Raw genomic sequence first — 24,405 nt, forward strand, 5'->3', positions numbered from 1 at the left:
TTTTAATCAATATTAAGCAGAGTTCATAGAAATGAAACAGTGTTTATTTGATGCATATTGTTTCAAAGTATGAATAATAAAAAAAAGCCTCTAATTTGAGGCCTTTTTTTAAATGCTGTCAAAGTATTAATATTTAACCCATGTCACGCTGCGGCCAATAACAGAAATGCCAATATAGCCGCGCAATGTCAGGCGCTTTCCTGTTGCATTCAGTTTTGCCTTGCCTTTATAAATTTTGCCGCCGATCGGATCCAGTACTTTGCCGTCTACAAATTCATTGGGATTATTTTCACTGGCTTTAAATCCCCATACGAACGGCAGGCCGATAAATGGCTTGCCTTTCAGAGCGCCAGGACAATTTGAGCAATAGACGGCTTTTTCAGCGCCAGGCAGACTGCGGGTTTCAACAATAACGCCTTCATAAGTTCCATCCGGTTTTTTGCGTATTTCTACATCAGCCCGGGAATATCCTGAACGGTCATCAATGGTTTTCCATTTTCCGATCAGCGGATCATGAGTGACAGCCATGCTGAACATAGAAACTGAAGATAAAAATAATCCAGTCAGTAGACTTTTATAAAGACCCTGCATGCTTTTCCCCATAACAAATTTATAATTGATTTTAGAGCAGATGCACTAATCTATAGTAATTTTTTTAAAAATCAAATGGATAAATTGATAATTTCATCACGGTCCTGGCATTTTTGTGATTTTTTCCTCAATCCGGCAGGCTTTTATCTAAAAATCTGGCGCATTCAATCCGGTTCAGTATTTGACCCACGTTAAATTGCGGCCAACTGCAGCGCCATCAGCCCGGCTATGGATCAGCAAATGTTTGCCGCTGTTCATGAGGCGGGCGCGCGCTGCAGAGTGCTGGCCGGAATTCAGATCCAGCATTTTTCCGCCGGTATATTCATGCTGATGCGCTGGATCGGCGCTTAAACCTGACAGCATGGTCATGCCAATCACGGGCATATTTTTCTGAGCGCCTGCGCATTTGATACAGGTGTCCTGCGCAGCGGTTCCAGGAACTGAACGAGTACTGACAATTTTGGCGGAATACTGATTATTTTTATCCTTGCTGATCACGACATCGGATAGCGAGTAGCCTGTACGGTCATCAATCGTTTTCCATGTTCCGAGCAAAGGGTCGGTTGCAGCCCATGCAGCAAAGCTGAAGCTGTAAAGACTGAGAAAGAGGGCAGTAATTAAATTAAATTTCATGAAAATAAGCTCAAACTATAAACCGTTAAATTAAAAGGCATAAAAAAAATAAGGATTTAATATATAGTGAAATATAGTTTGATTTCTAGTGCTATTTTTAAATAAAGCTAAATTATTTCAATGTATTGCGACTTATTGGTGTAAAGGTGGAGTAAATCGCTGTATATGCTTAGGCAGAAAAAGCATGGCTAAAAAATAGCAATGGGATAGATGTGGAACATGCGATTCATGGATTGAGATGAATCTGTTGACTGCTTGCCTAAGCGCTGTAAAAAATGCAGCAGCCTAAGCGTCAGCAAGAAATGGCTGATCAGTCGATACGAATCCAAGAGACGGTTCTGCCCAGCAGCGTAGTTCCTACATAGCCGCGCAGGGTCAAAACATTGCCGCGGGCATTCAATTGGCCTTTGCTCTGATAGGTGTTGCCTGACAGAGGGTCTATAATTGTGCCATTAATGTATTCATTGGCCTTTTCGCTGCTGTGTTCAAAACCAGACAGGATAGACAGGCCCAGCAATGGCGCATTTTTAAGTTTGCCTTCGCACTTTGCACAATGGCTGATGGCCGGACGGTTGGGAATGGCATGAATTTTGACAATTTTTCCGGCATAGCGTCCATCTTTGAGTCTGCTGATTTTCACTTCAGCGCGGGCATAGCCGGTTTTGTCGTCAATGGTTTTCCATGTTCCGCTAATATCGGCTGCCTGCACTTGCAGGCTGAAGGTGAAAAAAGCGAATAGGCTGAAGAAGAACTTTTGATTCATATGGAGTTTCCAATTGTTTTTTCATTTTTTTATGATTTGAAAATTAAAGCTTTTATTGCTGTTATGGCTTTATTTCCGCGCAAATTTTACAAGATCAGCCGCGGATAGCAAGTTTATTCATCTATTTTTCAACGGTTTTAGAATGCGCCTGAGAGCAGCGGCATGGAGTTCATCTGCTGACTGTTTTTTGCATAAAAAAAGCATCCATTTAGGATGCTTTTTTTAGTCGTTTTTTTAACTGAGGTGCTCGCCAAATAAGCCCAGCGCTTCTTCTGCTGTAAAGCTGTAATGCGCATTGCAAAATTGGCAATCCATGCTGATCGGATTTTGATGTTCCAGCGTTTCACGGACAGCCGCCGCGCCAATCTGCATCAATGCATTTGCACAGCGCTCCTTCGAGCAGGTGCAGCCAAAATGCAAATTTTCGGCTTCCGGCAGCCGGACGTCTTCTTCATTGTATAAGCGGTACAGAATTTCACTGGTGTCCAGCTCGGTTAATTCTTCCGCTTTCAATGTTTCGGTCAGCATGGTTAAGCGCGGCCACAGGTCTTCATCGACACGGCGCTGTTCTTCTTCACTGTTGCGCGGCAGGAGCTGAATCAGCAGGCCGCCTGAGCGCTGCGCTGTGCTTGCCAGCACAATGCGGGTTGGAATTTGTGCGGACAGGTCATAATACTGCATCAAGCAGCCGGCTAAAGTCGGCTGGTCCAAAGGCACAATCCCTTGATAGCGTTCACCGAATTCAGGTTCGATATTGATAAAAAGCACTGGATTCTGCAGTGTTTTTAATACTGTGCTGCTGCTTTCCGCCTGCAGAAAATGCGGATCTTCCTCATAGTCTGCTAAGGCGCGGACTTCACCTAAGTGATTGCATTCCGCCATGCCCCATTTGAATGTGCCGGATGCCTGAATTTGCAAGCTGATTCGGCCTTTGATTTTTAATGTGCTGGCCAGCAGCGCGGTCGCGCTCAGCATTTCACCCAATAAAATTTGTACGGCAGGGGCATAGCTGCGCTGCGCCAAAATGGTTTGCAGAGCTTCCTCAAGGTGAACAACTTCACCGCGTACAGGGCTATCTTCAATAAAAAAGCGTTGGCGTAAATCAGACATAAAATTCTCCATAACCCTGCCTTAATGGTGACACTATTGTAAAACACAAGTCATTCAAGATCATCTCTTGTAACATCAATGCGGTCACGCCTCAGTTCACGCTGCAAATCTACACCGGTATGGGGCTGGCGGATTTGCGTATCACTTTCAAATAAATGTTCCAGTTCCGCTAAAGCGTTACGATGTGTTTCGTAAACTTTCTGCTCATCGGTATAAATATGCTGCTGCTGGGAAAGCAGGGCTTCATCAAAATTGCGGAACAGCTCGATGCTTTTATAAGCGTCATCTTCACTGACGCCAACATCCCGCAGCAGGTGGTAGGCCATTCCCAGTGAAGACAGATAAGTTTCACGCCAAATATGCTCGACGCCGATATCGCGCAGCAGATGGACATGATGGCGGTCGCGGGCGCGCACCAGCAGCTTCAAGTTGGGATAATTCAAGCGGATATGGCGCGCAATATTCATGGAATCTTCAATGTCATCAATGGCCAAAACAAAGACTTTGGCATGCTCAATGCCGGCAGCGCGCAGAATATCCGGCTGAGCGGCATCGCCGTAGTAAAGCTTGCCGCCATAGGTGCGCACAAAATCGACTTTATCCAAGTTGCTGTCAACCGCAGTAAAAGGCTGGTGCTGAATATGCGCGACACGGGCAATAATTTGTCCAAAGCGGCCAAAGCCGGCAATGATAATCGGCGGATGATGATCCGGGATATCGTCATATTCGGGCGCTGCATCGCTTTTTTGCAGGCGCGGTGAAATCACTGAATTCATCAGCCAATAAATCACCGGCGTCAGCACCATGGATAAGGTCACCATTAAGGTCAGAGGCTCCATCATGGCTTGGGTCAGCACTTTTTCACTGACCGCTACGCTCAGCACCACAAAGGCAAATTCACCGCCTTGCGCCAGGCAGGCCGCCAGCATCAGGCTGTTGCGCCATGACTGGCGGAAATAGCGGGCAATGGCGGTCAGCGCCAGCATTTTGACCAGCATCAGCACTAATGCGCCGCCAATGATCAGCATCGGCATATCAATAAACAGCGACAGCTTGGTGGTCATGCCGACAGTCATAAAGAACAGGCCAAGCAGCAATCCCTTGAAGGGGGCAATGCTGGCTTCCAGCTCATGGCGGAATTCGGAATCGGCTAGCAATACCCCTGTAAGGAAGGCGCCTAAGGTGGTGCTGATGCCAAGCACATCCATCAGCCCTACGACGCCCAAAATAATGAATAGGCCAACAGCCGTGATCAGTTCATGCGCGCCGCTTTTGGCGACAAAACGGAAAAAGGGCCGCATCAGGTAGCGGCTGAACAGAAACAGCCCGGTAAATGTGGCGACTATCGCAGCAAAGTAGGCAACGCCGTGATGGGTGGATTCTGTGCCGGCGAGCAGCGGAATAATGGCAATTAATGGAATGGCGGCCATATCCTGAAACAGCAGAATGGAAAAAGACTGCTGGCCGAAGGTGGTGTTCAGCTGCTGTTTTTCCGTCAAGAGCTGCAGGATAAATGCTGTGGATGATAACGCCAGCGCAAAGCCAATCACAGTACTGGCGGCAATGCTTTGCTGCAGGGCAAAGAAACAGATTACTGCCAGCAGGATGCCTGAAATGCCGACCTGCAGGCTGCCCATGACAAAGATGGAGTGGCGCATTTCCCACAGGCGCTGCGGACGCAGTTCCAGTCCAATAATAAACATCAGCAGAATCACGCCGAAATCGCCCAGTTCCTGAATCGCCACGGCATCGCTGGCAATATTCAGCACATTCGGCCCCAGCAGCATGCCGGTAAATAAATAGCCCAATACGGTTGCGATGCCAAAACGCTTCAGCAAGGGCACCAGCAGCAGCGAGGCGCCTAAAAAAATGGTGATTTGCAGCAGTAGTGGCATGTGTCCATCCTAGTTCTGTTTCTTTCTGTGCAGTATGCCGTGAAAGGGCTGAGGGGTTAAAACAGCTTTAACTCAGTTCCTGCGGGTCAATGTCTAAACTCAGTTTCATAGTGGAAGGCTTCTGATGAAGCATATTCAGCCACCAGTGCCGGATATAGAAATGCAGCCTGGCGCGGTCTGCGGACAGCAGCACCATATGGGACTGATAGCGTCCGGCCTTGCGTTCCATCGGCGCTGGAATCGGACCCCAGATGTCTACGCTATGTTCCGAATTTTGCCTTAAAAGCTGGGCATGCTGCTGTAAAAAATCTGTGTTCAGTTTTTGATCTTTCGATTCGCAGCGGATCAGCGCGGCATAACGGAACGGCGGCATCAGCGCAGCTTGGCGCTCTTTCAGCGTCTGCTTGGCAAACTGGCGGTAGTCTTCCTGCACCAGTGTATTCAGCAGCGGATGCTCTGGACGCAGGGTCTGCAGATAGACGTCGCCTTTGCGCTCACCGCGCCCCGCGCGTCCCGCCACTTGCACCACCAGCTGCGCAGTGCGTTCCGTCGCGCGGAAGTCGACGCTCAGCAGCCCGGAGTCGATGTCTAAAATCGCCCCCAAAGTCACATACGGGAAGTGATGGCCTTTGGCCAGCATTTGTGTTCCCAGTAAAATTGCAGGCTCGCTCTTTTGAATTTTATCGTAAATCTTCTGCCAGCTGCCGACGCGGCTGGTTGAATCGCGGTCAACCCGGATCACATCATAATCAGGAAACAGTTCATTCAGGCTGTCTTCAACCTTGGCGGTGCCCATGCCAATCGATTTCAATTCTGTATGGCTGCACTGCGGGCAATGGCTGGGCATGCGGTGAATGGTGCCGCAGTGGTGGCAGTGCAAATGCTGATAAGGCGTACGGTGCACGGTAAAGTTGGCATCGCAGTGCGGGCATTTGGCCTGCCAGGCGCAGCTTTCGCAAATCAGCACCGGCGCATAGCCGCGCCGGTTTAAAAACACCAGCACCTGTTCTTTTTTGTCCAGGCGCTTTTTCATTTCTTCCAGCAGCATTTGGCTGATGCCGTGCTGCTTCTGCGCTACTTTTAAATCCAGAATATGAATCTTCGGCATCAGTGCGGAGCCTGCGCGCTGATTCAGCTCCAAACAGCTCATTTTGCCATTCTGCACCAGCGCGTAGCTGTCGATGCTGGGCGTAGCCGATCCCAGCACCACGGGACACTGTTCCAGATGGCCGCGGTACAGTGCAATATCCCGCGCATGGTAGCGGAAGCCTTCCTGCTGCTTAAAGGACAGGTCATGCTCCTCATCTAAAACGATCAGTCCTAAATTCGGCAGCGGGGTAAAGATGGCTGAGCGGGTGCCTAAAATAATCGAGGCTTTGCCCGTTTGCGCCGCTTGCCAGGCCTGCAGCCGCTTGGAGTCATTTAAGCCGGAATGCAGCAGGGCAATATTGCAGTGAAAGCGGGACTGAAAGCGGCTGATGGTTTGCGGCGTCAGGCCAATTTCAGGCACCAGAACCAGCACCTGCTTGCCTTGCTTCAGCACGTCCTGCATCACTTGCAGATAGACTTCGGTTTTGCCGCTGCCGGTTAAGCCATCCAGTAGAAAGGCTTGATATTTTTTACGCGCTTTCAGGATGCTTTCAATGGCTTTTTTCTGGTCTGGATTTGCGGTCAGGGGCATCTGCGCCATGCTGACCGGCATGGGGCTGAAATCCTGCGCGTCCAGTACGCATTCGCAAATGCCTTTTTTCTCCAGCGCTTTTAATGTTGCTGTTTCAACACCGGCTAAATTCAGCAAATTTTCTGCCGTGCCTGAAGGGTGCAGCTTTAATACTTTATAGGCTTCCTGCTGCCGTTCTGAGCGCTTAATTTTGCTCTCGGCATCATCATCCAGCAGTTTCCATGTGCGCGCCAATAAATTATAGGGCTTGCCTTGGCGCAGCAGCGCAGGCAAAGCGCTTTGAATGACTTCGCCAATGGGAAATTGATAATATTGCGAAGCCCATGTCAGCAAACTTAAAACTTTGCCGTCTAAAATGGCCTGATCATCCAGCAATTCAGTAATGGCTTTGAGTTTGATTGAGGGGTCCAGCGGCGCATCCGGCGCCAGCTTATCTGTGATCACCCCGATTAAATTCTGCCGGCCAAATGATATGGCCACCCGTGCGCCAATTTGCGCCTGCTGGTATTGTTCGAAGCTCAGGCTATAGTCAAAACAGTCATACAGATAGACTGGAACGGCAACGCGGACCCGGTAAACCGTGTTTGGGGCAGGGGCTGAAACTTGCATAAAAAGCTGATGTCATCCTGTTTTAAATTTCGTCGTGATCGAAGCAGAGTTATGTTAGAGTGAGCAAATAATTTATATCTAAGAATATGAATGATTTTAAGGGTTGGGCGCAACTGCGCTGCCCAAATTTTTGGAAAATTAGAGCATTGCAATGCCAGCATATCAGTTTACCGCCATTGATGCTTCAGGGAAGCAGCAGAAGGGTGTGCTAGAAGGCGATTCAGCACGCCAAATCCGCCAGCAGCTGCGCGATAAAGCGCTGATTCCGGTAGCAGTCGACCCTGTCGAGCAAAAAGAGAAGCGCGCGCAAAACCGCTGGTTTCAAAAAAGCATAACGTCTTATGATTTAGCGCTCTTGACCCGCCAGCTGTCTGTGCTGGTGGCTGCTTCGATTCCATTGGAAGAAGCGATCCGCGCAGTGGGCAAGCAAAATGAAAAAGCCCATGTGCAGAGCTTATTGATGTCTGTCCGCTCTAAAGTGCTGGAAGGGCACTCTTTAGCGAATGCGCTCAGTCAAGCGGGGCGGTTTCCCGAATTATATATTGCGACGATTGCTGCCGGTGAGCGTTCAGGCCATCTGGATCTGATTTTGGATCAGCTGGCGGATTACACTGAAAACCGTTTTGCCATGCAGAAAAAAGTGCAGGGCGCAATGATTTACCCGGTCATTCTGATGCTGATGTCCTTCGCAATTGTCATGGGGCTGATGACGTATGTGGTGCCGGATATTGTCAAAACCTTTGATCAGGATAAAGGCGCGCTGCCATGGATTACGGTTGCATTAATGAATGCCAGTGATTTTATCCGCGCGGCATGGCCATTTCTGCTGGCAGGCGCGGCGCTGGGATTTTTCCTGCTGGCGCGGTTCTTGCGGACGGCTGCAGGGCACTATGCTTTTGACCGGTTGACGCTGCGGCTTCCCTTATTCAGCAAGCTGTCTAAAGGCATTAATGCTGCGCGCTTTGCCAGCACGCTGTCCATTTTAACCAAGTCCGGTGTGCCGCTGGTTGATGCGCTGAAAATTGGCGCAGCGGTCAGCAATAACTGGGTGATCCGGGATTCCGTCAATTTAGCCGCCGAAAAAGTCACCGAAGGCGGCAACTTGGCGACGCAGCTGGAGCGCAGTGGTTATTTCCCGCCAATGATGGTACAAATGATTCGAAGCGGCGAAGCTTCAGGGGAATTGGACCGGATGCTGGAGCGCGCATCGGCCATGCAGGACCGGGAAGTCACTACGCTGATTTCAACCTTGCTGGCTTTACTGGAACCGCTGATGCTGGTGCTGATGGCCAGCATTGTTTTGGTGATTGTGATTGCAGTCATGCTGCCGATCGTGAATATGAATAATATGATTTAAATAAATTTTGAGTAAAATTTCAGATAATTGAAAGCCAAATCGGCATTTCTGCGACATGCAATATATCAATGAGAGACATGGAATGAAAAGGACTGAACTTGCTGTGAATCAAATCCACAGCAGAAGCGCAGCTTGCGGACTTGCGGCACGTCAGAACGGCGCTCTAGTGAACCGCGCTTCAGGCTTTACCCTGATTGAGGTGATGGTGGTGATTGTGATCCTCGGTGTTTTGGCAGCTTTGATTGTGCCGAACGTCATGGGGCGCGGTGAAAAGGCTAAAGTGGATACCACTGAAATTACTTTAAAAAGCGTGGCTGGCGCTTTAGATCAGTACAAAATGGACAATGGCAAATACCCATCTATGCAGGATGGCGGCTTAGGCGCCTTGGTAAATAAGCCAGAATCGGCAAAAAACTGGCTGCCGGGCGGCTATGTGAAAGGCGGCTATCCGAAAGACAGCTGGGAGAATGATATTCAATATGTGATTCCAGGCGTGGAAGGCCGTCCGTATGACTTGTATTCATTTGGCGCAGATGGGCAGTCTGGCGGAGAGGACAATGATGCGGATCTTTTTTATAAAAATTAATTGAGAATCATTATTTATTCAGTTTTATGGAATAAAGCACTTCACTTAATAGGCTATTTCAATGTTGAGTGAAGTGATAATTAATGTTAATTGAATTAAATAATATAAGCTACTGTAAAATAATAATATTATATAATAATTCTATTTGATATTTATAATAAGAATTATTCCCAAAATTATTGATTACAATAATCGTAAAATATGGAGAAATATAAGCTTTTAATTTAAATAAAACCTTGCATAATATCTCTAATGGCACTTTTTCAGCCAAGGGAGGATAGAATGAAAGCATTAATCTTAGAAGATGAAATCAGTCAATTTCATTGGGCGATGCTGAAATCTGTTCTTTTAGTTCTCAGCATTCTTCCTGTCAGTCAAGGCATTTTGCATTTGTGGCAAAATACTGAAGGCAGCAGCCAGATTATGGTTGGCTTCTTTGCGATCAGCATGATGAGCAGCCTGCTGGTTTTGAGTTTCTGGTCCGCACTGCAGGCCACTGTTGCAAAATTAAAGCAAGATCAGCAATCCGTGTTTGAACATGCGGTTGTGCAGATGTACCGTTATGTTCCAATGCTGTCATTGGCTGCGATGATTTCATATATTGCCGTGCAATTTTAAATCAAGGCGCCGTCATTAATATGGCGTTAAAGGACGCGTTTGAAATTTTGAAGCATTCTAAAAAAACCAGAGCGATGACTCTGGTTTTTTTATGGAAAATTGACGGGCTCCATTTTTTGAATGGTCTGCTTTTAATCCTGTCGAAATTGTCCAGATTGCGGGATGCCTTGTCTGTTTCAGCACAGGGCAATGCGCCAAGGCTTGCTTATACTGTGGATGAATAAAAACATGCAGGAGCAATGCAAAGAATGCGGCAGATTGAATGGAATGATTTTTTGAAAGTGGAGATCCGTACCGGAAGAATTATTCAGGCAGAGGTCTTTGAGCAGGCGCGCAAGCCAGCCTATATTTTGCATGTGGATTTTGGCGCAGAGCTGGGCATCAAAAAATCCAGTGCGCAAATTACGCAGCTGTATCAGCCTGAGCAGCTGGTGGGCAAGCTGGTCGCTGCAGTGGTGAATTTCCCGAAAAAGCAGATTGGTCCAATTCAGTCCGAATGCCTGGTCACGGGTTTTCATAATGCAGATGGGCATGTTGTGCTGTGTGTGCCGGATGCTGACGTGCCATTGGGCACAAAACTGCTTTAAAGCCTAAATCTGTAGAAAAAAACCGAGCTGAGGCTCGGTTTTTAATTTTTCTGATTCAATTTTATTTTCAGGCTGGCAGGCAATTATCGGCGTGATTTAAACGATACATCGACTTTGCGCGGACGGTAAATCCAGCCCATAATCAGCAGCAAAAGTGAGAAAGCCAAAATTGGCCAATCGCTGAGGCGCATATACAGGGTTTCACCTTGCATTGCCGGCAGATCGCCGCGCAGCACGGCTTCTTTATCCATCGGCGCCTGTTTCACAATATGTCCATGATGGTCAATAAACGCGGTCACACCGGTATTGGTGGCGCGGATAAACCAGCGGCCGTTTTCCTTCGCGCGCATTTGCACCATTTGCAGATGCTGCAATGGGCCTGCTGTGCCGGTAAACCAAGCGTCGTTGGATACGGTCACCAGAAAATCACTCTGCTGCGCATTGCGCCGGGTCAGGTTCGGGTAAGCCACTTCGTAGCAGATGGCCGCGCCTAAATCATGATGCTTCACAGACAAGGGCTTTTGATCACTGGCGCCGCGGGAAAATCCGCTCATGGATGGGTCATTCTGCAGGGCAGGCAGCACCCAGCTGAGCAGGCCGGACAGCGGAATATATTCACCGAACGGCACTAAGCGCTGCTTCTTATATAGGCCTTCAGATTCATCACCGGTTGCCATGATGCTGTTGTAGTACATCGGCTGGCCTTCGCGCTTCGACTCAGGCAGATCCCAGTAAGGAATGCCCGTAACCCATGCCGTTCCGGTTTTTTTTGCCTGCGCATTCATGGCGTCTAAAAACGGCTCAATATCGGTTTGGAACAGCGGAATGGAAGATTCAGGCCAAACGATGAGATCGCGGCCCCATTCAGTCCGGCTCAGCTGGGCATAAATCATTAAGGTTTTGGTTTGATATTCGGTCAGCCATTTTAAGTCCTGCGGAATATTGCCCTGTATCAGTGAAACCGATAATGGCTTTTCGGCTTTCTGCTCGACAAAGGTGAGCTGGGATGCTCCCCATGCGCCGAGGAGTAAAACAGCAGCGGGCACAATCCAAAACACTTTTCTATTCAGAATCTCAACCAGCGCGCAGGCGAGAATAATCACTGCGAAAGATACGCCAAATACCCCAAACAATGGCGCATAGCTGTCGAGATAGCGTTCCGTAAACGCATAACCGGCAAACAGCCACGGGAAGCCGGTAAAGACCCAGGTTTTAGACCATTCAAACAGCACCCACAGCGGTGCAAAGGTCAAGGGGGTTTCTGGGAAAAAGCGCCGGTATAGCCATGTCTGCACCGCAGTGAACAGCCCCATCACTAAGGCCATGATGGCAATCATCAGGACGCTTAAAAAGGAATTGGTGTCGCCGTAGACATGAATGGAGGTATACAGCCAGAATGCGCCGACAAACCATAAGCCAATGCCATACGACCAGCCAATGGCGAACGCTTGCTTGGCTGTACGCTTACGCAGGCAGGCATACAGCAGTGCAGGGGACAGAATCGCCAGCCACCAGTAATAATAGGGCGCCAGCGCAAAGCTGAAGACTGCGCCGGAAAACAGCGCAATCAGCAAAGGGTAAATTAACGGGAGCTGTTTTTGTTGTTCTGCAGGATTTAACAGTTTGTCAAAATAGGTTCTCATTTACGGACAGCTCGAATCAGATGGATAGTGCGCGCATCTGCCTCCAGAATGGTAAATTCCCAATTTTCAAGTTCAATGACCTGACCTTGTAAATCGCTCACTAGACCAATTTCCTGAAGCAAAAGACCGCCGACAGTTTCTACTTCATCGTCAGAAAAATCTGCATCTAAAACATTGTTGAAATGTTCAATTGGTGTAAGCGCTTGAACCAGCCAGGTATTGGCTGTTTTCGGATCGGCGTCAGGGATGATGAATTCAGCTTCTTCATCAATGTTGTCGTGCTCATCTTCAATTTCACCGACAATTTCTTCTAAAATGTCTTCAAGGGTGACTAAGCCTGAAGTTGTGCCGTACTCATCGATCACCACGGCAATATGCGTTTGCGTATTTTTCAACATGCGCAAGACTTGATCTGAGCGGGCGCTTTCGGGAACAAACAGCGGCTGGCGCATCAGCGCGCGGACATCGACTTTAGAACTGCGGTCCGTTAAGAACGGCAGCAGGTCTTTGGCCAGCAAAATGCCTACGACATTATCGGGCTGATCTGATGAAAATACCGGAAAGCGTGAATGCGCCGATTCAATCAGCACATGCAGAATATCCAGCAGTTCATCATCTTCCTGAAGGCTGATCATGGCTGTGCGCGGGGTCATGACCTCTCGGATTTTTGTTGCAGGAAGGTCAAGCACGCCTTCAAGCATGGCAACAGTATCGGGTTCTAAAAAACGACGTGAATCTTGTACTAATTTTAACAGTTCATCGCGGGTTTCCGGCGCAGTGCCTAGCCATTTACGTAAGCCGCGCATGCCCCACGACGGGCCTGATTCATCGTTCATGATCTTTCCTGAAGACGCTTAATATCTAAAAAATGTGATTTTATCATACCGCAGAAAATACAGTTGTCTATGCCTATTCCAAAGGGAAATCTGAATGTTCAGATCAAAATCGTGCAAGCGGCGGATGCCTGCCTGCAGCGCATAAGAATAGGCTCATTGAGCGCTTTATGCCCTGTCTGTGCGGATGACTCGGATGCCCAGGGGATAAGCCCCGGCATACTGAATTTGGCGCAGGCTATGCTAAACTAGCCGGGTTTTCTTTTTTTGAGCTGTGCGATGTCTGAACCTGCAATTATCCCGAGCATTCAGTTAAATACCCGTGGCCTGCGCTGTCCAGAGCCCGTCATGATGCTGCATCAGGCAATCCGCAAGTCAAAGTCTGGAGATGTGGTGGAAGTATTTGCGACGGATAATTCTACTTCTTGGGATATCCCCAAATTCTGCATGCATTTAGGACATGAATTGCTGCTGCAGGAAGAGCGTTTGGATGAAAACGGCAATAAGGAATTTCATTATTTAGTTCAAAAGGGCTAACGCTTTTTGAAGTCGTGAAATATTTTGATTCTTATCATTTTAAATTTATTTTTAATAAATTAAACCCGCATAATGCGGGTTTAATTTTTAATCTAAAATAGATTACATGTTCGGGTAGTTCGGACCGCCGCCGCCCTCAGGTGTTACCCAAGTGATGTTTTGAGAAGGGTCTTTAATATCACAGGTCTTACAGTGCACACAGTTGGCTGCATTGATTTGGAAACGCTTCGAACCATCATCATTTTCCATGATTTCGTAAACACCGGCAGGGCAGTAGCGCTGAGCAGGCTCATCCCATTTTGGCAAGTTTACATTCACAGGAATAGAGGCATCAGTCAACTTCAAGTGGGCAGGCTGATTTTCTTCATGCACAGTGTTTGACACGAATACTGAAGACAAGCGGTCAAAGGTCAGCTTGCCATCCGGTTTTGGATAGTTCGGCTTCACATTGTTGGCATCCACTGTTTTCAGCGCGCTGAAGTCAGGCTGCAAGTCATGCAGCGTGAATGGCACTTTAAAGACGTTTTGATCAATAAAGTTGAACGCGCCGCCTGCAAACGTACCAAACTTATGCATGGCTGGGCCAAAGTTGCGCGCGTTATAAAGCTCTTCTTTCAGCCAGCTGCTATTGAACTTCTCTGTATAAGCCGTCAATTCTTTCGCGAAGAAATCTTCACCTTCAGTGACGCGGGCAATGGCAAGATCGCCGCCTTTTTCTACACCGGCTGCAATTGCTTCAAATACCGCTTCACCGCACAGCATGCCGGACTTCATCGCCGTATGAGAGCCTTTGATTTTTGCAAAGTTCAGGAAACCTGCATCATCACCAATCAAAGAACCGCCTGGGAAAGTAAACTTCGGCAGAGAGTTGAAGCCGCCTTTTACGACTGCACGCGCGCCATAAGAAATGCGTTTGCCGCCTTCAAGATACTGCTTAATCAGCGGGTGGGTTTTCCAGCGCTGCATTTCCATGAATGGATACATGTGCGGGTTGGTGTATGACAGATCGACAATCATACCCAAAGTCACTTGGTTGTTTTCCGCATGGTACAGCCACCAGCCGCCTGAAGAACCGGTTTCAGTCAATGGCCAGCCAGCACCGTGCATCACTGTGCCGGCTTTATGTTTAGCTGGGTCAATTTCCCAAAGCTCTTTAATGCCGATGCCGTAATGCTGCGGATCTGCGTCTTTGTCTAAATCAAACTTCGCAATGAGGCGCTTGCCCAAGTGGCCGCGGCAGCCTTCAGCGAAAATAGTGTATTTTGCATGCAGCTCATAGCCTGGAGTAAAGTTGTGCGTCGGTTCGCCGTCTTTGCCAATGCCCATGTCGCCGGTTTGAATGCCTTTGACAGAACCATCTTCATGGTAAAGGATTTCAGACGCTGCAAAACCCGGGAAGATCGATACTTCAAGCTCTTCCGCTTTTGCGCCTAACCAGCGCACGACGTTGCCGAGAGAAATGACATAGTTGCCATCATTGTGCATGGTTTTCGGCACCATCCAATGCGGCATTTCCTGTGATTTTTCATCAGACAGCAAGAAATAGGTTTTGTCTTCAGTCACTGGAACATTCAAAGGCGCGCCTTCTTCTTTCCAGTTCGGGAACAATTCATTGATTGCGCGCGGTTCAAGCACAGCGCCAGAGAGGATGTGTGCACCGACTTCGGAGCCCTTTTCCACGACACAAACGGACAGATCGTTCAGGTTATTTTCAATTGCAAGTTGACGGATTTTAATCGCAGCAGAAAGGCCAGCAGGGCCTGCGCCAACGATGACTACGTCAAACTCCATCGATTCACGTTCGATGTGTTCCATGTAGGACTCCTCATCTGGTTTAAAGGTGGCTACCGCTTTTGACTCTAAAAACGGCGCTGCCATGAGTGTTCTTTGTTTCCAGACACAAATAAATTATCGTGTCATTTATATTGTGGGCTAGTATAGTTTTAAACATTGGTCTAGCCAATTGGCTGAATCATTATATTTTGCCGTCATTAGGGTCTTCTGCTATGAATAATCAAGAAAAAACACCAAATCCGACGAAAACAGCAGCTCTTGGCGATAATAAAAATTTAATGGGTATTGCACAATACTTAAAAGATGGACAGTCCGGTCACAAAAAGTCAATTCCGCCTTTGGATCAATGGCACCCAAAGCACTGCGGCGCCATGGATTTAGAGGTTAAGGCCAATGGAGAATGGTGGCACGAAGGTCAATTGATCAAGCGGAAGGCGCTGATTGACCTGTTCTCTGCGGTGCTGTGGAAAGAAGATGGAAAATTCTATTTAAAAACGCCTGCCGAGCAGATTGAAATACGGGTAGAAGACGAACCTTTATTTGTTAACCAGGCCAATCAAATTGAATTGCAGGGCAAAACCTATATTCAGCTGATCTCAAGCACGCAGGATGAAATTATTGTCGATGCGCAGCATCCGATTTTCATGCGTGAATTTGCTGGAGAAATGCGCCCTTATGTTGCGGTGCGCTTTGGGCTGAATGCGATCATTCAGCGGGCAGCTTTTTTTCATTTAATTGAAATGGGCGAGATGCTTGAAAATGCGCAAGGCGAAACCATATTAAGCCTGAAAAGCGGCGATTTTCACTTGCAATTAGGCGCCTGAGGTTTAAGCTTTTCATCATCCTAAACCGCAACTTCTGAATTTGAAGCTATGACCGCTATTCATCCTATTTATCCGCTGAATGATCCAATGCCGAAAGCTGCCGCTGATGCGCCAATTGGGATTTTTGATTCGGGCATTGGCGGCTTGTCGGTGGCTCAGGAAATTGCGCGGCATTTGCCGAATGAGCACATTGTCTATTATGCCGATACTGCGCATGTGCCGTATGGCCCCAGAGATGATCAGGAAATCCGGGAACTCACTGCGCACGCTATTGAGTGGCTGTACAGAAAAGGATGCAAAGTTGCAGTCGTGGCTTGCAATACCGCATCCGCGTTCAGTTTGGATTATCTGCGCGCGCACTATGGCGAAAATTTTCCGATTATCGGCTTAGTGCCCGCCTTAAAGCCTGCCGTGCTGCAAAGCAAAACCAAAACGGTCGCCGTGCTGGCCACTCCGGCAACCTTCAGAGGCCAGCTGATTAAAGAAATTGTGGAGCGTTTTGCCAAACCTGCCCAAGTGCAGGTCATGTCTGTGACCAATTTGGATTTGGTGCCATTTGTGGAAGCCGGCGCGCAAATGAGCGCGGCTTGCCTGCAGACGCTGCAGGAGATTTTGCAGCCTGCTGTTGATCAAGGTGCTGACTTTTTAGTTTTAGGCTGTACCCATTATCCTTTCTTAAAACCCGCCATTCAGCATATTTTTGGTCAGAAACTGACATTAATTGACTCTGGATTTGCCGTTGCGCGTCAAACAGCCCGCATTTTAATAAAAAATGAGTTATTATTTGAGCAAGATCGAAAAGATGCTGTCCGCATCGAGTGCTACGTCAGTGGGCGAAATGCGGAAAATTTAAAGCCAATTTTAAGCCGCCTGATTTCAGAAGATTTGACTTGGACGGTGGAGAATATTAGCAATTAAAGGCTGAATAAATTAATGCAGCTTTTTATTGTTTTAGTAATAATTATTTATAGATTAAGCATTTAGAAATTAAGTGTTTATATTGGGGTAGTCATATTAGCAGCCAGAGCATGCGGGATATTAACTGCTTCGCACTGCGGTATGCAATTGGAATGAGGATAACCAATGCTCGATAAGCGTTATCAGGTTTTTATTTCAACTTCTGGCGCTGAAATGCAGCCAGAACGGATGGTTTTAGCTCAAACATTGGTGGGAATGGGGTTCTTTTCCTGGGGGTTAGAGCAGCGTACACCGCTAAGCACTGCATTTGCGCGGCGTCAAATTGATGATTGCGATTATGTTGTGGTGCTGTTGGGCAGTTCCTACGGTGAACAGTCTGTTTCCGGCGTGGGCTATATGCATTTAGAATATATTTATGCAGTGACCAAGCAAAAACCGATTATTGTGTTTATGCATGATGAGCCTGCAGCCCGGGAAGCTGTCTTGCATGATGATAAGCCTGAATTGCGCGATAAGTTCCAAGAGTTCCGTAAGCTGCTTCAAAATGAGGTAGATCAAGTGTTTACCTATCGAAGCTTGCGTGATTTAGAAATGGCGGTGCGTTTTAATCTGCCGCAAATGCTGGAGCGCTACCCCGTGCTGGGGTGGGTGCGTCCGCAGAATACGCAAGTCCTGCAGGACGAAATTGACCAGCTGAAAAACAAGCTGGAGCAGCTGGAAACCGAGTCAGGCAAGCGGGAAGTCGATCCTTTCCTGAGTTTGCCTAAAGTGTCGATGCATGAGTTTTTTTCGTTTGAATACCGCATGCATGCTTATCAGGACGGCAACTTCAAAGAGCTGAAAATTCAGAAAAAAATGACTTGGGCGCAGCTGCTGTCTGTATTGGGCTCAACGTTTGTTCATCCGACGCCGGAAGAGTTTTTTTCCAAGCGGATGAATGAATATCTAAATGAAACAGGCCTGCAGGATGCCCGCATGGACATGCCGCGCGCGCATGCAGTCGCCCGCGCGCAAGTCAATATCCGCGCATTGCACAGTATTAAAATGCAGATGCGTCAAAACGAATGGATTATTCAGTCTGGACGCGATGACCGCCAGCGCATGCTATGGCAGGTGACGCCAAAAGCGCAAAAGCTGATGGAAAGCAATTTATTGGATAATGATCGGGTTTTTCAATTTAAAACTCAGTATTAATCCATTTATGAAGTTTTTAGAAAGCTGATAGAGTAGTCGTGTTCATTTAGATTGGAATGGTTTGATGTCTGCTGCAGCGAAAGCGAAAATCACAATTATTTTGGCAAATCTGGGTACCCCGGATTCGCCAGCAGTTCCTGCAGTGCGCCAATTTTTGAAGCAGTTTTTATCCGATCAGCGTGTGATCGAAATTCCGAAACCGGTTTGGCAGCTGATATTGCGGCTGTTTATTTTGCCATTCCGTCCTAAGCGTGTAGCGCATGCCTATAAAACAGTATGGAATCTTGATTCGCCGATGCGTGAAATTTTACTGCAGCAAGTGCAGGCGGTAAAAGCGCATTTAATTCCGCTGTATCCTGAATTTGAATTGAATATTGTTCCTGCCATGACTTATGGCAATCCCGGTATTGATGCATTGCTGCAGCAGCTGTCAAAACAGCAGCAGGATCATTTGATTTTATTGCCTTTGTTTCCGCAGTATTCCGCGACATCTACCGCACCGCTGTATGATGCCTTGGCAAAGTGGATTCCGCAGCAGCGCAGCTTGCCCGGCCTGTCGATTATTCGGGATTACTATCAGCATCCGCTATTTATTCAGTCACTGGCGCAGAGCGTGCGTGAATATCAGGCCATGCACGGCCAGCCGGAAAAATTGCTGATGTCATTTCATGGCATTCCTCAGCCGTATGCTGACAAAGGCGACCCTTATGCTGACCGCTGCCGTGTTACAGCACAGCTGTTGGCAGAGGCCTTGGGTTTGAGGGCAGATCAATGGGCTATCAGCTTCCAGTCGCGTTTTGGCAAGCAGGAATGGGTCAAGCCTTATACCGATGCTTTGCTGCATGAGTGGGCGAGCCAAGGCGTCAACTCTGTACAGGTGATGAGCCCTGCATTTTCGGCAGACTGCTTGGAAACGCTGGAAGAGCTGGCAGTTGAAAATGCCGCGCTGTTTGCAGAAGCTGGCGGCGGCAGCTACAGCTATATTCCAGCTTTAAATGCCCGCGCAGATCATTTGCAATTGCTCAATGCTTTGCTTCAAGCTAATCTTGACGCCTTAAAGCACACATTAGCCCACTGATATTTGAGGTTTAGCCAAATGCTGCAAGTCAAAATTGTGCCGGTCACGGCATTCCAGCAAAACTGTTCCATTGTCTGGGATTCTGAAAGCAAAGAAGCGGTTTTGATTGATGCCGGCGGTGAGCCGGAAAAGCTGCAGGCGGAAGTGGAAGCGCTGGGCCTAAAGGTGAAGGCGCTGTGGCTGACGCATGGCCATTTGGATCATGCGGGCGCCGTAGGCGCCTTGAAAAAAGTCTGGAATGTGCCCGTCATCGGCCCGCATAAAGAAGATGCGTTTTGGCTGGATATGATTCAGGAGGTCTCTGCGCGCTATGGTTTTCCGATTCCCGAAAAAGTCGAGGTGACGACATGGCTGGAGGGCGGTGAAATGCTCAAGCTGGGGGAGGAAGAGTTTGAGGTGCGTTTTGCACCGGGCCATACGCCAGGCCATGTAATGTTCTATAATCCAAATTATGGCCTGCTTTGGACAGGAGATGTGCTGTTCAAAGGTTCAATTGGCCGTACCGATTTCCCGCGCGGCAATCATCAGCAGCTGCTGGACTCGATTCAGCGTGAATGCTTCAGCCTGCCGGATGAAACGCAGTTTATTTCAGGCCATGGCCCCATCAGCACCATTGGCTTTGAAAAACAGCATAATCCTTTTGTTGCAGGCAAAGCGGGTTAAAAGACACAGGCTGGAGCAGGCGCTTCAGCCTTTTTCAAAGGGGTTGGATAATATCTTTTTCATTTCCAAAAAAAGTAAGCCTGAAGCAGAGCTTAAGAGCACGCCGGCAGCAATAAAAATAAGGTCAGCGTTGTAAAACCCCAATATCAAACAGCTGATACTGAATAAAGTGAATATGCCTAATATGGCGTAAAGCAGTTTTATTTTCATGCTTGAGACTCCCCTGAAGCACTTTTGTGGTCAGTTTTTATTAATTTGTGGTCAATTTTTATTATTTATCTCTACAGCGTAGCTTTTATACGCTGCAGAGATGACATTATTCTTAATTTTTTAAAAAACAAGCCCTAAAGCGGCCTAAAATTGAATTATTCTTCTGAGCCTTCCGCTTGAGGGGCATCTTGTGTTGGCAATTTATAGTCTTCATTGGCCCATGCGCCTAAATCAATCATTTTGCAGCGTTCAGAACAAAAAGGGCGGTATTCATTGTCTTCCCAGGTGGTCAGCTCAGCGCATCGCGGGCAGTTTAGAAGGGTCGGCATGGCAAGACTCCAGCAAAAATAGAGGATTCGATTAGGCAAATACAGTCACAATTGTTAGACTTATGCCGTTTTCATTAGTTTGATCTGATTATGCCGATTCGTCAATTTCAAGCGCAGCGCATGCATGCTCCCCGTGATTTTCAAGCGATTGCCAATCAGCCGGTTTGTGTCGAAATCGGCGCAGGCAAAGGCAAGCACGCTTTGCTGTTCAGCGGCCAAAATCCAGAAAAACAGCTGATCGCAGTGGAGCGCACCCGCGAAAAATTTCTATCGATGCAAAAACAACATGGCTTAGAAGGTCAACAGAATTTACAGCCCATCCATGCCGATGCTTTGCCATGGGTTGTGCATGCGTTATTTCCAGCGCAAGTGGAACAGTTTTTTATTCTGTACCCGAATCCTGAACCGCATAACCCTGCGCAGCGCTGGCTGAATATGCCGTTTTTTGAATTTTTACTGTCGCGTTTAAAAACGGGCGGTCAGATCACGCTCGCCAGCAATATTCCGGATTATATTGAAGAAGCGCATCAGCAGCTGATTGAAGTCTGGAAATTGCCTTTTGTTAAAGAAGTCATTCCCGCAGATTCAGCGCGAACGCATTTTGAAATTAAGTATTTAGAGCGCGGTGAATTGTGCCAGCAGCTGATTATCACCAAGCCGGAAGGCTGTACAACACGTTTTGATGATTTTCAGCCTTTGCAGGGGCAAACTGCAGCGGCGGCGGAATAAGCAGCATGAGCAAACGCATCGCGATTATTGGCGCAGGCCCGGCAGGGCTGATGGCGGCGGAGGTGCTGAGCCAGTATGGCTATGAGGTGCATGTCTATGAGCAAAAGCCGACGGCTGCCCGCAAATTTTTAATGGCGGGCAAAACCGGGTTGAATATTTCGCATGCAGAGCCTGCAGCGCAGTTTATTCAGCGCTACGATCAGGCGGATTGGCTGGCGCCGTGGGTTAAACAGTGGGATGCCGCCTGGATTCAAAACTGGATGAAGGGCCTAGGCATTGATTCCTATATTGGTTCATCCGGCCGCATTTTTCCGATTGAAATGAAAGCCGCGCCGCTTTTGCGCGCTTGGCTGAAACGCTTGGCGGAAGGGGGCGTAAAATTTCATTACCGCCATCAAGTCTTGCAGGTACAGCCGCAGGCCGTGCAGTTCAAAGACTTGCTGCAGGAAGCGGTGCATACCGAAGCATTTGACGCTGTCGTCTTGGCCTGCGGCGCAGTGTCGTGGCCTCAGCTGGGCAGTGACGGCGCATGGCAGGCATGGCTGAAGACCGAAGAAATTGAACCCTTTCAAGCCAGCAATGCTGGGGTAGAAATTGCTTGGTCTAAATTTATGCAGCCCGTATTCGGTCAGCCGTTAAAGCGCGTAGACGCGTGGGCGGGGGAGAGTGCGAAATCAACAGGCGATATTGTTATTTCACATTATGGCTTAGAAAGCGGACTGATTTACAAACAAGGGCGCGGACTGCGCCATTTAGTCAAACAGCGGAAACCGATGGTTTTGCAGCTGGATTTGCTGCCTGATCAAAGTGTTGAACAGCTGGCAGCGAAACTGCAGCCCAGCAAAAAACAGTCATTGAGCAATGTCTGGCGCAAAGCTGGCTTAGACAGCGCTAAAGCCAATCTGGTGCGTGAGCTGGTGGATAAGGCATTATGGACACAGCCCGAGGCTTTAGCTGGGCAGATTAAATCTTTAAAGATCGCCCTGAGCGGTTTCCGCCCGATTGAAGAAGCGATCAGCTGCGCCGGCGGCATTAAACGCGAAATGCTGACCGAACAGCTGCAGCTGAAATCCCATCCCGCGGTATTTTGCGCAGGTGAAATGCTGGACTGGGATGCGCCGACCGGCGGCTATTTGCTGACCGCATGTTTTGCGACTGGGCGGGCCGCCGGTGAAGGCGCGCATCAATTTTTGAGTGCGCAATAAAGCATCATGTTCAGCGGTATGGAAACTCGCAGGACTGTGTTAATTTGTTCAGCAAAGATCTGACGGGAAGCAGTGAGTGATGCAAGAGAACTTCTATACAGGCAGCTGCTTATGCGGCGGCATTCAATATGAAATTCACGGTGACATTGGCGAAATTGTGCAGTGCCACTGTCAGCGCTGCCGCAAAGCCAATGGCGCCGCTTATGCCGTGAATGCGCCAATCCGCAAAGCCGATTTCAAGCTTATTCAAGGCGAACACCTGTTCAAAAAATTTCAGTCGACTGAAACCACGCAGCGCTGCTTTTGCGGCGCCTGCGGTTCGCCGATCATCAGCATTAAAGCGGAGACCCCAGATTTCTACCGCTTGCGCATTGGCACTTTAGATACGCCCTTGGCGCAGAAGCCTGCCATGCACATTTTTGCAGCGTCCAAAGCGGAATGGGATGACATCTGCGATCATTTGCCGCAGTATGCAGAACGGCCTTCAGCTTAAAAAGCGGCGGCTGTTAAAAAGGGTTCCTATGAACCCTTTTTATTTTGAGGGGCTTACTGCTTTTCTGCCGGTGATGGAATGGCGGGATATTGCTGCTGCCAATGTTCCAGCTGTTCCTGCGCGTGGATAAACTGGCCTAAGCCTTTCACATTTTCACTGGGCTGCTGATTGCCGGCGGCCTTGCCGTTTTGATCCGCAGGCGCCTGCCGCAGCAGTTTGCCCTGATTGTCCCAGTACTGATACATCAGGCCCTGAATATAGCGGCCTTGCTCCGTCTTTAAATCCAAGGCTTTGAGCATGGTCAGCGCAGAGTTGATATTGTCCTGCTTGCGGCTTAAGGCGAATTCTGGCGTTAAAGAACCGTCTTCCTTCATGCGCATCAGCTCATCTTCCATTTCATCGCTGACTGCGGTAAAGCGCGCATCAAAATCAGTCAGGGCCTGAATGTCCTGCACATCATTGGCGGTCTTGGCAAAAGGCTTAACCGGTTCTGAAGCCAGTTCACGCATAATCTGATCATCTTGTGACAGATCTGCGGACGGCTTTTCCGCCTCTTTGCTGCGGTCACAGCCTGCGGCCAGCAGCGCGGCGCTGATCAGCAGCGGCAGACCTAAAACTTTAAATGCATGTGGCATAAGGCACCTATTTTCCTGCAGTTTTTTTAAAGACATACACATGGGTGGTATAGGGAAACTCAATGTCATCTTGCGCCTGTTTGCCGGTCAATTCAAATACAGTTTGTTCAAATTGCAGTTTCAGCGCCTGCTGCTGCGCTTCAGGCATGGCCGCGATAAAACTGGTGGACAAGAGGCGTTTAGAAACGACCTGTTCAACCGTGCCGCAGTGCAGCTGGCGGAAGGCGGTTTCCTGATCCAGCTTAAACCATGGCTGCTGTTCAAAGGCTTTTTGCCACAGGCCGCTGTGGTAGCGCGGCGTGCCGCCTTCCAGCGGCAGCAGAATCTCAGCTAAGGCTTTCACCCAATCCGTGTTAATATCGCGCTGATTCCAAATCAGCACCAGATCGCCGTCCGGCTGTAAAATGCGCTCAATTTCAGCCAGTGTGGCTTGTTCGGCAAACCAATGAAAGGATTGCGCGCAAAAGACCGCGCGGATGGAGTGATCCGGCACTGGAATTTCACTGCTGAAAGCCTGTACAGTACTGATATCAGGATGCGCTTGGCGCAGCTGCTGCAGCATGGCGGCAACCGGGTCGACCGCGGTAATCTTGGAGCTGATGGATTTTAAATAAGGCAGGAATTTGCCGGTGCCCGATCCCAGATCCAATAATGCATCTTGGCCGCTGAGCTTGAGATGCGATTTCAGCCAGATGCTGATTTCGGCCGGATAACCGGGGCGCACTTGCTGATACAGCGCCGCCGCTGCGCCAAAGCCTTTTTCTGCGGCAGGATGTAGTGATTGTGTCATATTCTGCAATTTTTTATCCCTGACTCCATTATAAAATAGCATATTCCTATGAACTGCAAATTTGACTGTGTGTTGAATATTCGATGAATGAAGCAAAAGG

Annotated in this window: 25 protein-coding genes; 13 read left to right on the top strand and 12 right to left on the bottom strand. The window is 48.4% G+C overall.

Features of this window, described 5'->3' with window-relative positions; genetic code table 11:
• Positions 1 to 126: 126 nt before the first annotated feature.
• From F941_RS01610 to F941_RS01635, 6 genes are all read right to left on the bottom strand, one after another.
• The gene (locus F941_RS01610) at positions 127 to 591 is read right to left on the bottom strand and encodes a DUF2147 domain-containing protein (RefSeq protein ID WP_005007069.1); all 465 of its coding nucleotides are present in this window, start codon (positions 589 to 591) and stop codon (positions 127 to 129) included.
• Positions 592 to 765: 174 nt separating this feature from the next.
• Complete coding sequence (locus tag F941_RS01615) at positions 766 to 1,224, bottom strand: DUF2147 domain-containing protein (RefSeq protein ID WP_005007071.1); 459 nt, start codon at positions 1,222 to 1,224, stop codon at positions 766 to 768.
• Between the two features lie 310 nt (positions 1,225 to 1,534).
• On the bottom strand, positions 1,535 to 1,987 hold the full coding sequence (locus F941_RS01620; protein WP_005007072.1) for a DUF2147 domain-containing protein: 453 nt from the start codon (positions 1,985 to 1,987) through the stop codon (positions 1,535 to 1,537).
• Between the two features lie 234 nt (positions 1,988 to 2,221).
• Positions 2,222 to 3,097 carry an Hsp33 family molecular chaperone HslO gene (hslO, locus tag F941_RS01625; RefSeq protein WP_005007075.1) on the bottom strand — a complete coding sequence of 292 codons (876 nt, stop codon included), beginning with the start codon at positions 3,095 to 3,097 and terminating at the stop codon, positions 2,222 to 2,224.
• 50 nt (positions 3,098 to 3,147) lie between these two features.
• Positions 3,148 to 4,992 (bottom strand): monovalent cation:proton antiporter-2 (CPA2) family protein, encoded by a 1,845-nt coding sequence (locus F941_RS01630; RefSeq protein WP_005007076.1) that lies wholly within the window; start codon positions 4,990 to 4,992, stop codon positions 3,148 to 3,150.
• Positions 4,993 to 5,059: 67 nt separating this feature from the next.
• Positions 5,060 to 7,282 (bottom strand): primosomal protein N', encoded by a 2,223-nt coding sequence (locus tag F941_RS01635; RefSeq protein WP_005007081.1) that lies wholly within the window; start codon positions 7,280 to 7,282, stop codon positions 5,060 to 5,062.
• A gap of 151 nt (positions 7,283 to 7,433) precedes the next feature.
• Between F941_RS01635 and gspF the strand changes: the two genes are divergently transcribed.
• From gspF to F941_RS01665, 4 genes are all read left to right on the top strand, one after another.
• Positions 7,434 to 8,639 carry a type II secretion system inner membrane protein GspF gene (gene gspF / locus F941_RS01640; RefSeq protein ID WP_005007082.1) on the top strand — a complete coding sequence of 402 codons (1,206 nt, stop codon included), beginning with the start codon at positions 7,434 to 7,436 and terminating at the stop codon, positions 8,637 to 8,639.
• Positions 8,640 to 8,721: 82 nt separating this feature from the next.
• Positions 8,722 to 9,225, top strand: coding sequence for a type II secretion system major pseudopilin GspG (gene gspG, locus F941_RS01645; protein ID WP_005007084.1), 504 nt, complete (start codon positions 8,722 to 8,724; stop codon positions 9,223 to 9,225).
• Positions 9,226 to 9,507: 282 nt separating this feature from the next.
• Entirely contained in the window at positions 9,508 to 9,843 is a 336-nt protein-coding gene (locus tag F941_RS01655) for a hypothetical protein (RefSeq protein WP_005007086.1), read from the top strand.
• Positions 9,844 to 10,091: 248 nt separating this feature from the next.
• Positions 10,092 to 10,430 carry a tRNA-binding protein gene (locus F941_RS01665; RefSeq protein ID WP_005007089.1) on the top strand — a complete coding sequence of 113 codons (339 nt, stop codon included), beginning with the start codon at positions 10,092 to 10,094 and terminating at the stop codon, positions 10,428 to 10,430.
• Between the two features lie 83 nt (positions 10,431 to 10,513).
• Here F941_RS01665 and lnt read toward each other — a convergent pair whose 3' ends face one another.
• A complete protein-coding gene (gene lnt, locus F941_RS01670; protein WP_005007091.1) occupies positions 10,514 to 12,073 on the bottom strand; it encodes an apolipoprotein N-acyltransferase in 1,560 nt (519 codons plus the stop codon).
• Positions 12,070 to 12,909 (bottom strand): HlyC/CorC family transporter, encoded by an 840-nt coding sequence (locus tag F941_RS01675; RefSeq protein ID WP_005007094.1) that lies wholly within the window; start codon positions 12,907 to 12,909, stop codon positions 12,070 to 12,072. The genes lnt and F941_RS01675 overlap by 4 nt, the downstream gene beginning before the upstream one ends.
• Positions 12,910 to 13,185: 276 nt before the next feature.
• On the opposite strand from F941_RS01675, the gene tusA reads away from it, so the two are divergent.
• The gene (tusA, locus tag F941_RS01680; protein WP_005007096.1) at positions 13,186 to 13,443 is read left to right on the top strand and encodes a sulfurtransferase TusA; all 258 of its coding nucleotides are present in this window, start codon (positions 13,186 to 13,188) and stop codon (positions 13,441 to 13,443) included.
• A 102-nt stretch (positions 13,444 to 13,545) separates the two neighbouring features.
• Here the strand turns inward: tusA and F941_RS01685 are convergent, their stop codons facing one another.
• Positions 13,546 to 15,258: an electron transfer flavoprotein-ubiquinone oxidoreductase gene (locus F941_RS01685; protein WP_005007098.1), complete on the bottom strand. Its 1,713-nt coding sequence runs from the start codon at positions 15,256 to 15,258 to the stop codon at positions 13,546 to 13,548.
• 191 nt (positions 15,259 to 15,449) lie between these two features.
• On the opposite strand from F941_RS01685, the gene F941_RS01690 reads away from it, so the two are divergent.
• The 5 genes from F941_RS01690 (at position 15,450) to F941_RS01710 (ending at position 19,914) form a co-directional block, all read left to right on the top strand.
• The gene (locus F941_RS01690; protein ID WP_005007099.1) at positions 15,450 to 16,061 is read left to right on the top strand and encodes a DUF1285 domain-containing protein; all 612 of its coding nucleotides are present in this window, start codon (positions 15,450 to 15,452) and stop codon (positions 16,059 to 16,061) included.
• 48 nt (positions 16,062 to 16,109) lie between these two features.
• Positions 16,110 to 16,979, top strand: coding sequence for a glutamate racemase (gene murI, locus F941_RS01695; protein ID WP_005007103.1), 870 nt, complete (start codon positions 16,110 to 16,112; stop codon positions 16,977 to 16,979).
• A gap of 165 nt (positions 16,980 to 17,144) precedes the next feature.
• Positions 17,145 to 18,173, top strand: coding sequence for a DUF4062 domain-containing protein (locus F941_RS01700; protein ID WP_005007104.1), 1,029 nt, complete (start codon positions 17,145 to 17,147; stop codon positions 18,171 to 18,173).
• A gap of 64 nt (positions 18,174 to 18,237) precedes the next feature.
• Positions 18,238 to 19,251 carry a ferrochelatase gene (gene hemH, locus F941_RS01705; protein WP_005007105.1) on the top strand — a complete coding sequence of 338 codons (1,014 nt, stop codon included), beginning with the start codon at positions 18,238 to 18,240 and terminating at the stop codon, positions 19,249 to 19,251.
• Positions 19,252 to 19,269: 18 nt separating this feature from the next.
• A complete protein-coding gene (locus tag F941_RS01710) occupies positions 19,270 to 19,914 on the top strand; it encodes an MBL fold metallo-hydrolase (RefSeq protein ID WP_005007106.1) in 645 nt (214 codons plus the stop codon).
• A gap of 365 nt (positions 19,915 to 20,279) precedes the next feature.
• Here the strand turns inward: F941_RS01710 and F941_RS01720 are convergent, their stop codons facing one another.
• Positions 20,280 to 20,453, bottom strand: coding sequence for a DNA gyrase inhibitor YacG (locus F941_RS01720; RefSeq protein ID WP_005007109.1), 174 nt, complete (start codon positions 20,451 to 20,453; stop codon positions 20,280 to 20,282).
• Positions 20,454 to 20,537: 84 nt separating this feature from the next.
• Between F941_RS01720 and F941_RS01725 the strand changes: the two genes are divergently transcribed.
• The 3 genes from F941_RS01725 to F941_RS01735 all read left to right on the top strand — a co-directional run bounded on the left by F941_RS01725 (position 20,538) and on the right by F941_RS01735 (position 22,880).
• Positions 20,538 to 21,182, top strand: coding sequence for a class I SAM-dependent methyltransferase (locus F941_RS01725; protein WP_171065490.1), 645 nt, complete (start codon positions 20,538 to 20,540; stop codon positions 21,180 to 21,182).
• Positions 21,183 to 21,187: 5 nt separating this feature from the next.
• Entirely contained in the window at positions 21,188 to 22,387 is a 1,200-nt protein-coding gene (locus tag F941_RS01730) for a TIGR03862 family flavoprotein (RefSeq protein ID WP_005007114.1), read from the top strand.
• A gap of 79 nt (positions 22,388 to 22,466) precedes the next feature.
• A complete protein-coding gene (locus F941_RS01735) occupies positions 22,467 to 22,880 on the top strand; it encodes a GFA family protein (protein ID WP_005007115.1) in 414 nt (137 codons plus the stop codon).
• A gap of 53 nt (positions 22,881 to 22,933) precedes the next feature.
• Here F941_RS01735 and F941_RS01740 read toward each other — a convergent pair whose 3' ends face one another.
• Together F941_RS01740 and F941_RS01745 are read right to left on the bottom strand one after the other, a co-directional pair.
• A complete protein-coding gene (locus F941_RS01740; protein ID WP_005007117.1) occupies positions 22,934 to 23,515 on the bottom strand; it encodes a hypothetical protein in 582 nt (193 codons plus the stop codon).
• A 7-nt stretch (positions 23,516 to 23,522) separates the two neighbouring features.
• Entirely contained in the window at positions 23,523 to 24,305 is a 783-nt protein-coding gene (locus F941_RS01745) for a class I SAM-dependent methyltransferase (RefSeq protein WP_018572729.1), read from the bottom strand.
• Positions 24,306 to 24,405: the final 100 nt, after the last annotated feature.

This window comes from Acinetobacter bouvetii DSM 14964 = CIP 107468 (assembly GCF_000368865.1).
Taxonomy (GTDB): Bacteria; Pseudomonadota; Gammaproteobacteria; order Pseudomonadales; family Moraxellaceae; genus Acinetobacter; species Acinetobacter bouvetii.

Bases quoted from the DNA above. Each gene is read 5' to 3' on its own strand.
- F941_RS01610 (WP_005007069.1), bottom strand. From the start codon at position 591: ATGCAGGGTCTTTATAAAAGTCTACTGACTGGATTATTTTTATCTTCA.
- F941_RS01615 (WP_005007071.1), bottom strand. From the start codon at position 1,224: ATGAAATTTAATTTAATTACTGCCCTCTTTCTCAGTCTTTACAGCTTC.
- F941_RS01620 (WP_005007072.1), bottom strand. From the start codon at position 1,987: ATGAATCAAAAGTTCTTCTTCAGCCTATTCGCTTTTTTCACCTTCAGC.
- hslO (WP_005007075.1), bottom strand. From the start codon at position 3,097: ATGTCTGATTTACGCCAACGCTTTTTTATTGAAGATAGCCCTGTACGC.
- F941_RS01630 (WP_005007076.1), bottom strand. From the start codon at position 4,992: ATGCCACTACTGCTGCAAATCACCATTTTTTTAGGCGCCTCGCTGCTG.
- F941_RS01635 (WP_005007081.1), bottom strand. From the start codon at position 7,282: ATGCAAGTTTCAGCCCCTGCCCCAAACACGGTTTACCGGGTCCGCGTT.
- gspF (WP_005007082.1), top strand. From the start codon at position 7,434: ATGCCAGCATATCAGTTTACCGCCATTGATGCTTCAGGGAAGCAGCAG.
- gspG (WP_005007084.1), top strand. From the start codon at position 8,722: ATGAAAAGGACTGAACTTGCTGTGAATCAAATCCACAGCAGAAGCGCA.
- F941_RS01655 (WP_005007086.1), top strand. From the start codon at position 9,508: ATGAAAGCATTAATCTTAGAAGATGAAATCAGTCAATTTCATTGGGCG.
- F941_RS01665 (WP_005007089.1), top strand. From the start codon at position 10,092: ATGCGGCAGATTGAATGGAATGATTTTTTGAAAGTGGAGATCCGTACC.
- lnt (WP_005007091.1), bottom strand. From the start codon at position 12,073: ATGAGAACCTATTTTGACAAACTGTTAAATCCTGCAGAACAACAAAAA.
- F941_RS01675 (WP_005007094.1), bottom strand. From the start codon at position 12,909: ATGAACGATGAATCAGGCCCGTCGTGGGGCATGCGCGGCTTACGTAAA.
- tusA (WP_005007096.1), top strand. From the start codon at position 13,186: ATGTCTGAACCTGCAATTATCCCGAGCATTCAGTTAAATACCCGTGGC.
- F941_RS01685 (WP_005007098.1), bottom strand. From the start codon at position 15,258: ATGGAACACATCGAACGTGAATCGATGGAGTTTGACGTAGTCATCGTT.
- F941_RS01690 (WP_005007099.1), top strand. From the start codon at position 15,450: ATGAATAATCAAGAAAAAACACCAAATCCGACGAAAACAGCAGCTCTT.
- murI (WP_005007103.1), top strand. From the start codon at position 16,110: ATGACCGCTATTCATCCTATTTATCCGCTGAATGATCCAATGCCGAAA.
- F941_RS01700 (WP_005007104.1), top strand. From the start codon at position 17,145: ATGCTCGATAAGCGTTATCAGGTTTTTATTTCAACTTCTGGCGCTGAA.
- hemH (WP_005007105.1), top strand. From the start codon at position 18,238: ATGTCTGCTGCAGCGAAAGCGAAAATCACAATTATTTTGGCAAATCTG.
- F941_RS01710 (WP_005007106.1), top strand. From the start codon at position 19,270: ATGCTGCAAGTCAAAATTGTGCCGGTCACGGCATTCCAGCAAAACTGT.
- F941_RS01720 (WP_005007109.1), bottom strand. From the start codon at position 20,453: ATGCCGACCCTTCTAAACTGCCCGCGATGCGCTGAGCTGACCACCTGG.
- F941_RS01730 (WP_005007114.1), top strand. From the start codon at position 21,188: ATGAGCAAACGCATCGCGATTATTGGCGCAGGCCCGGCAGGGCTGATG.
- F941_RS01735 (WP_005007115.1), top strand. From the start codon at position 22,467: ATGCAAGAGAACTTCTATACAGGCAGCTGCTTATGCGGCGGCATTCAA.
- F941_RS01740 (WP_005007117.1), bottom strand. From the start codon at position 23,515: ATGCCACATGCATTTAAAGTTTTAGGTCTGCCGCTGCTGATCAGCGCC.
- F941_RS01745 (WP_018572729.1), bottom strand. From the start codon at position 24,305: ATGACACAATCACTACATCCTGCCGCAGAAAAAGGCTTTGGCGCAGCG.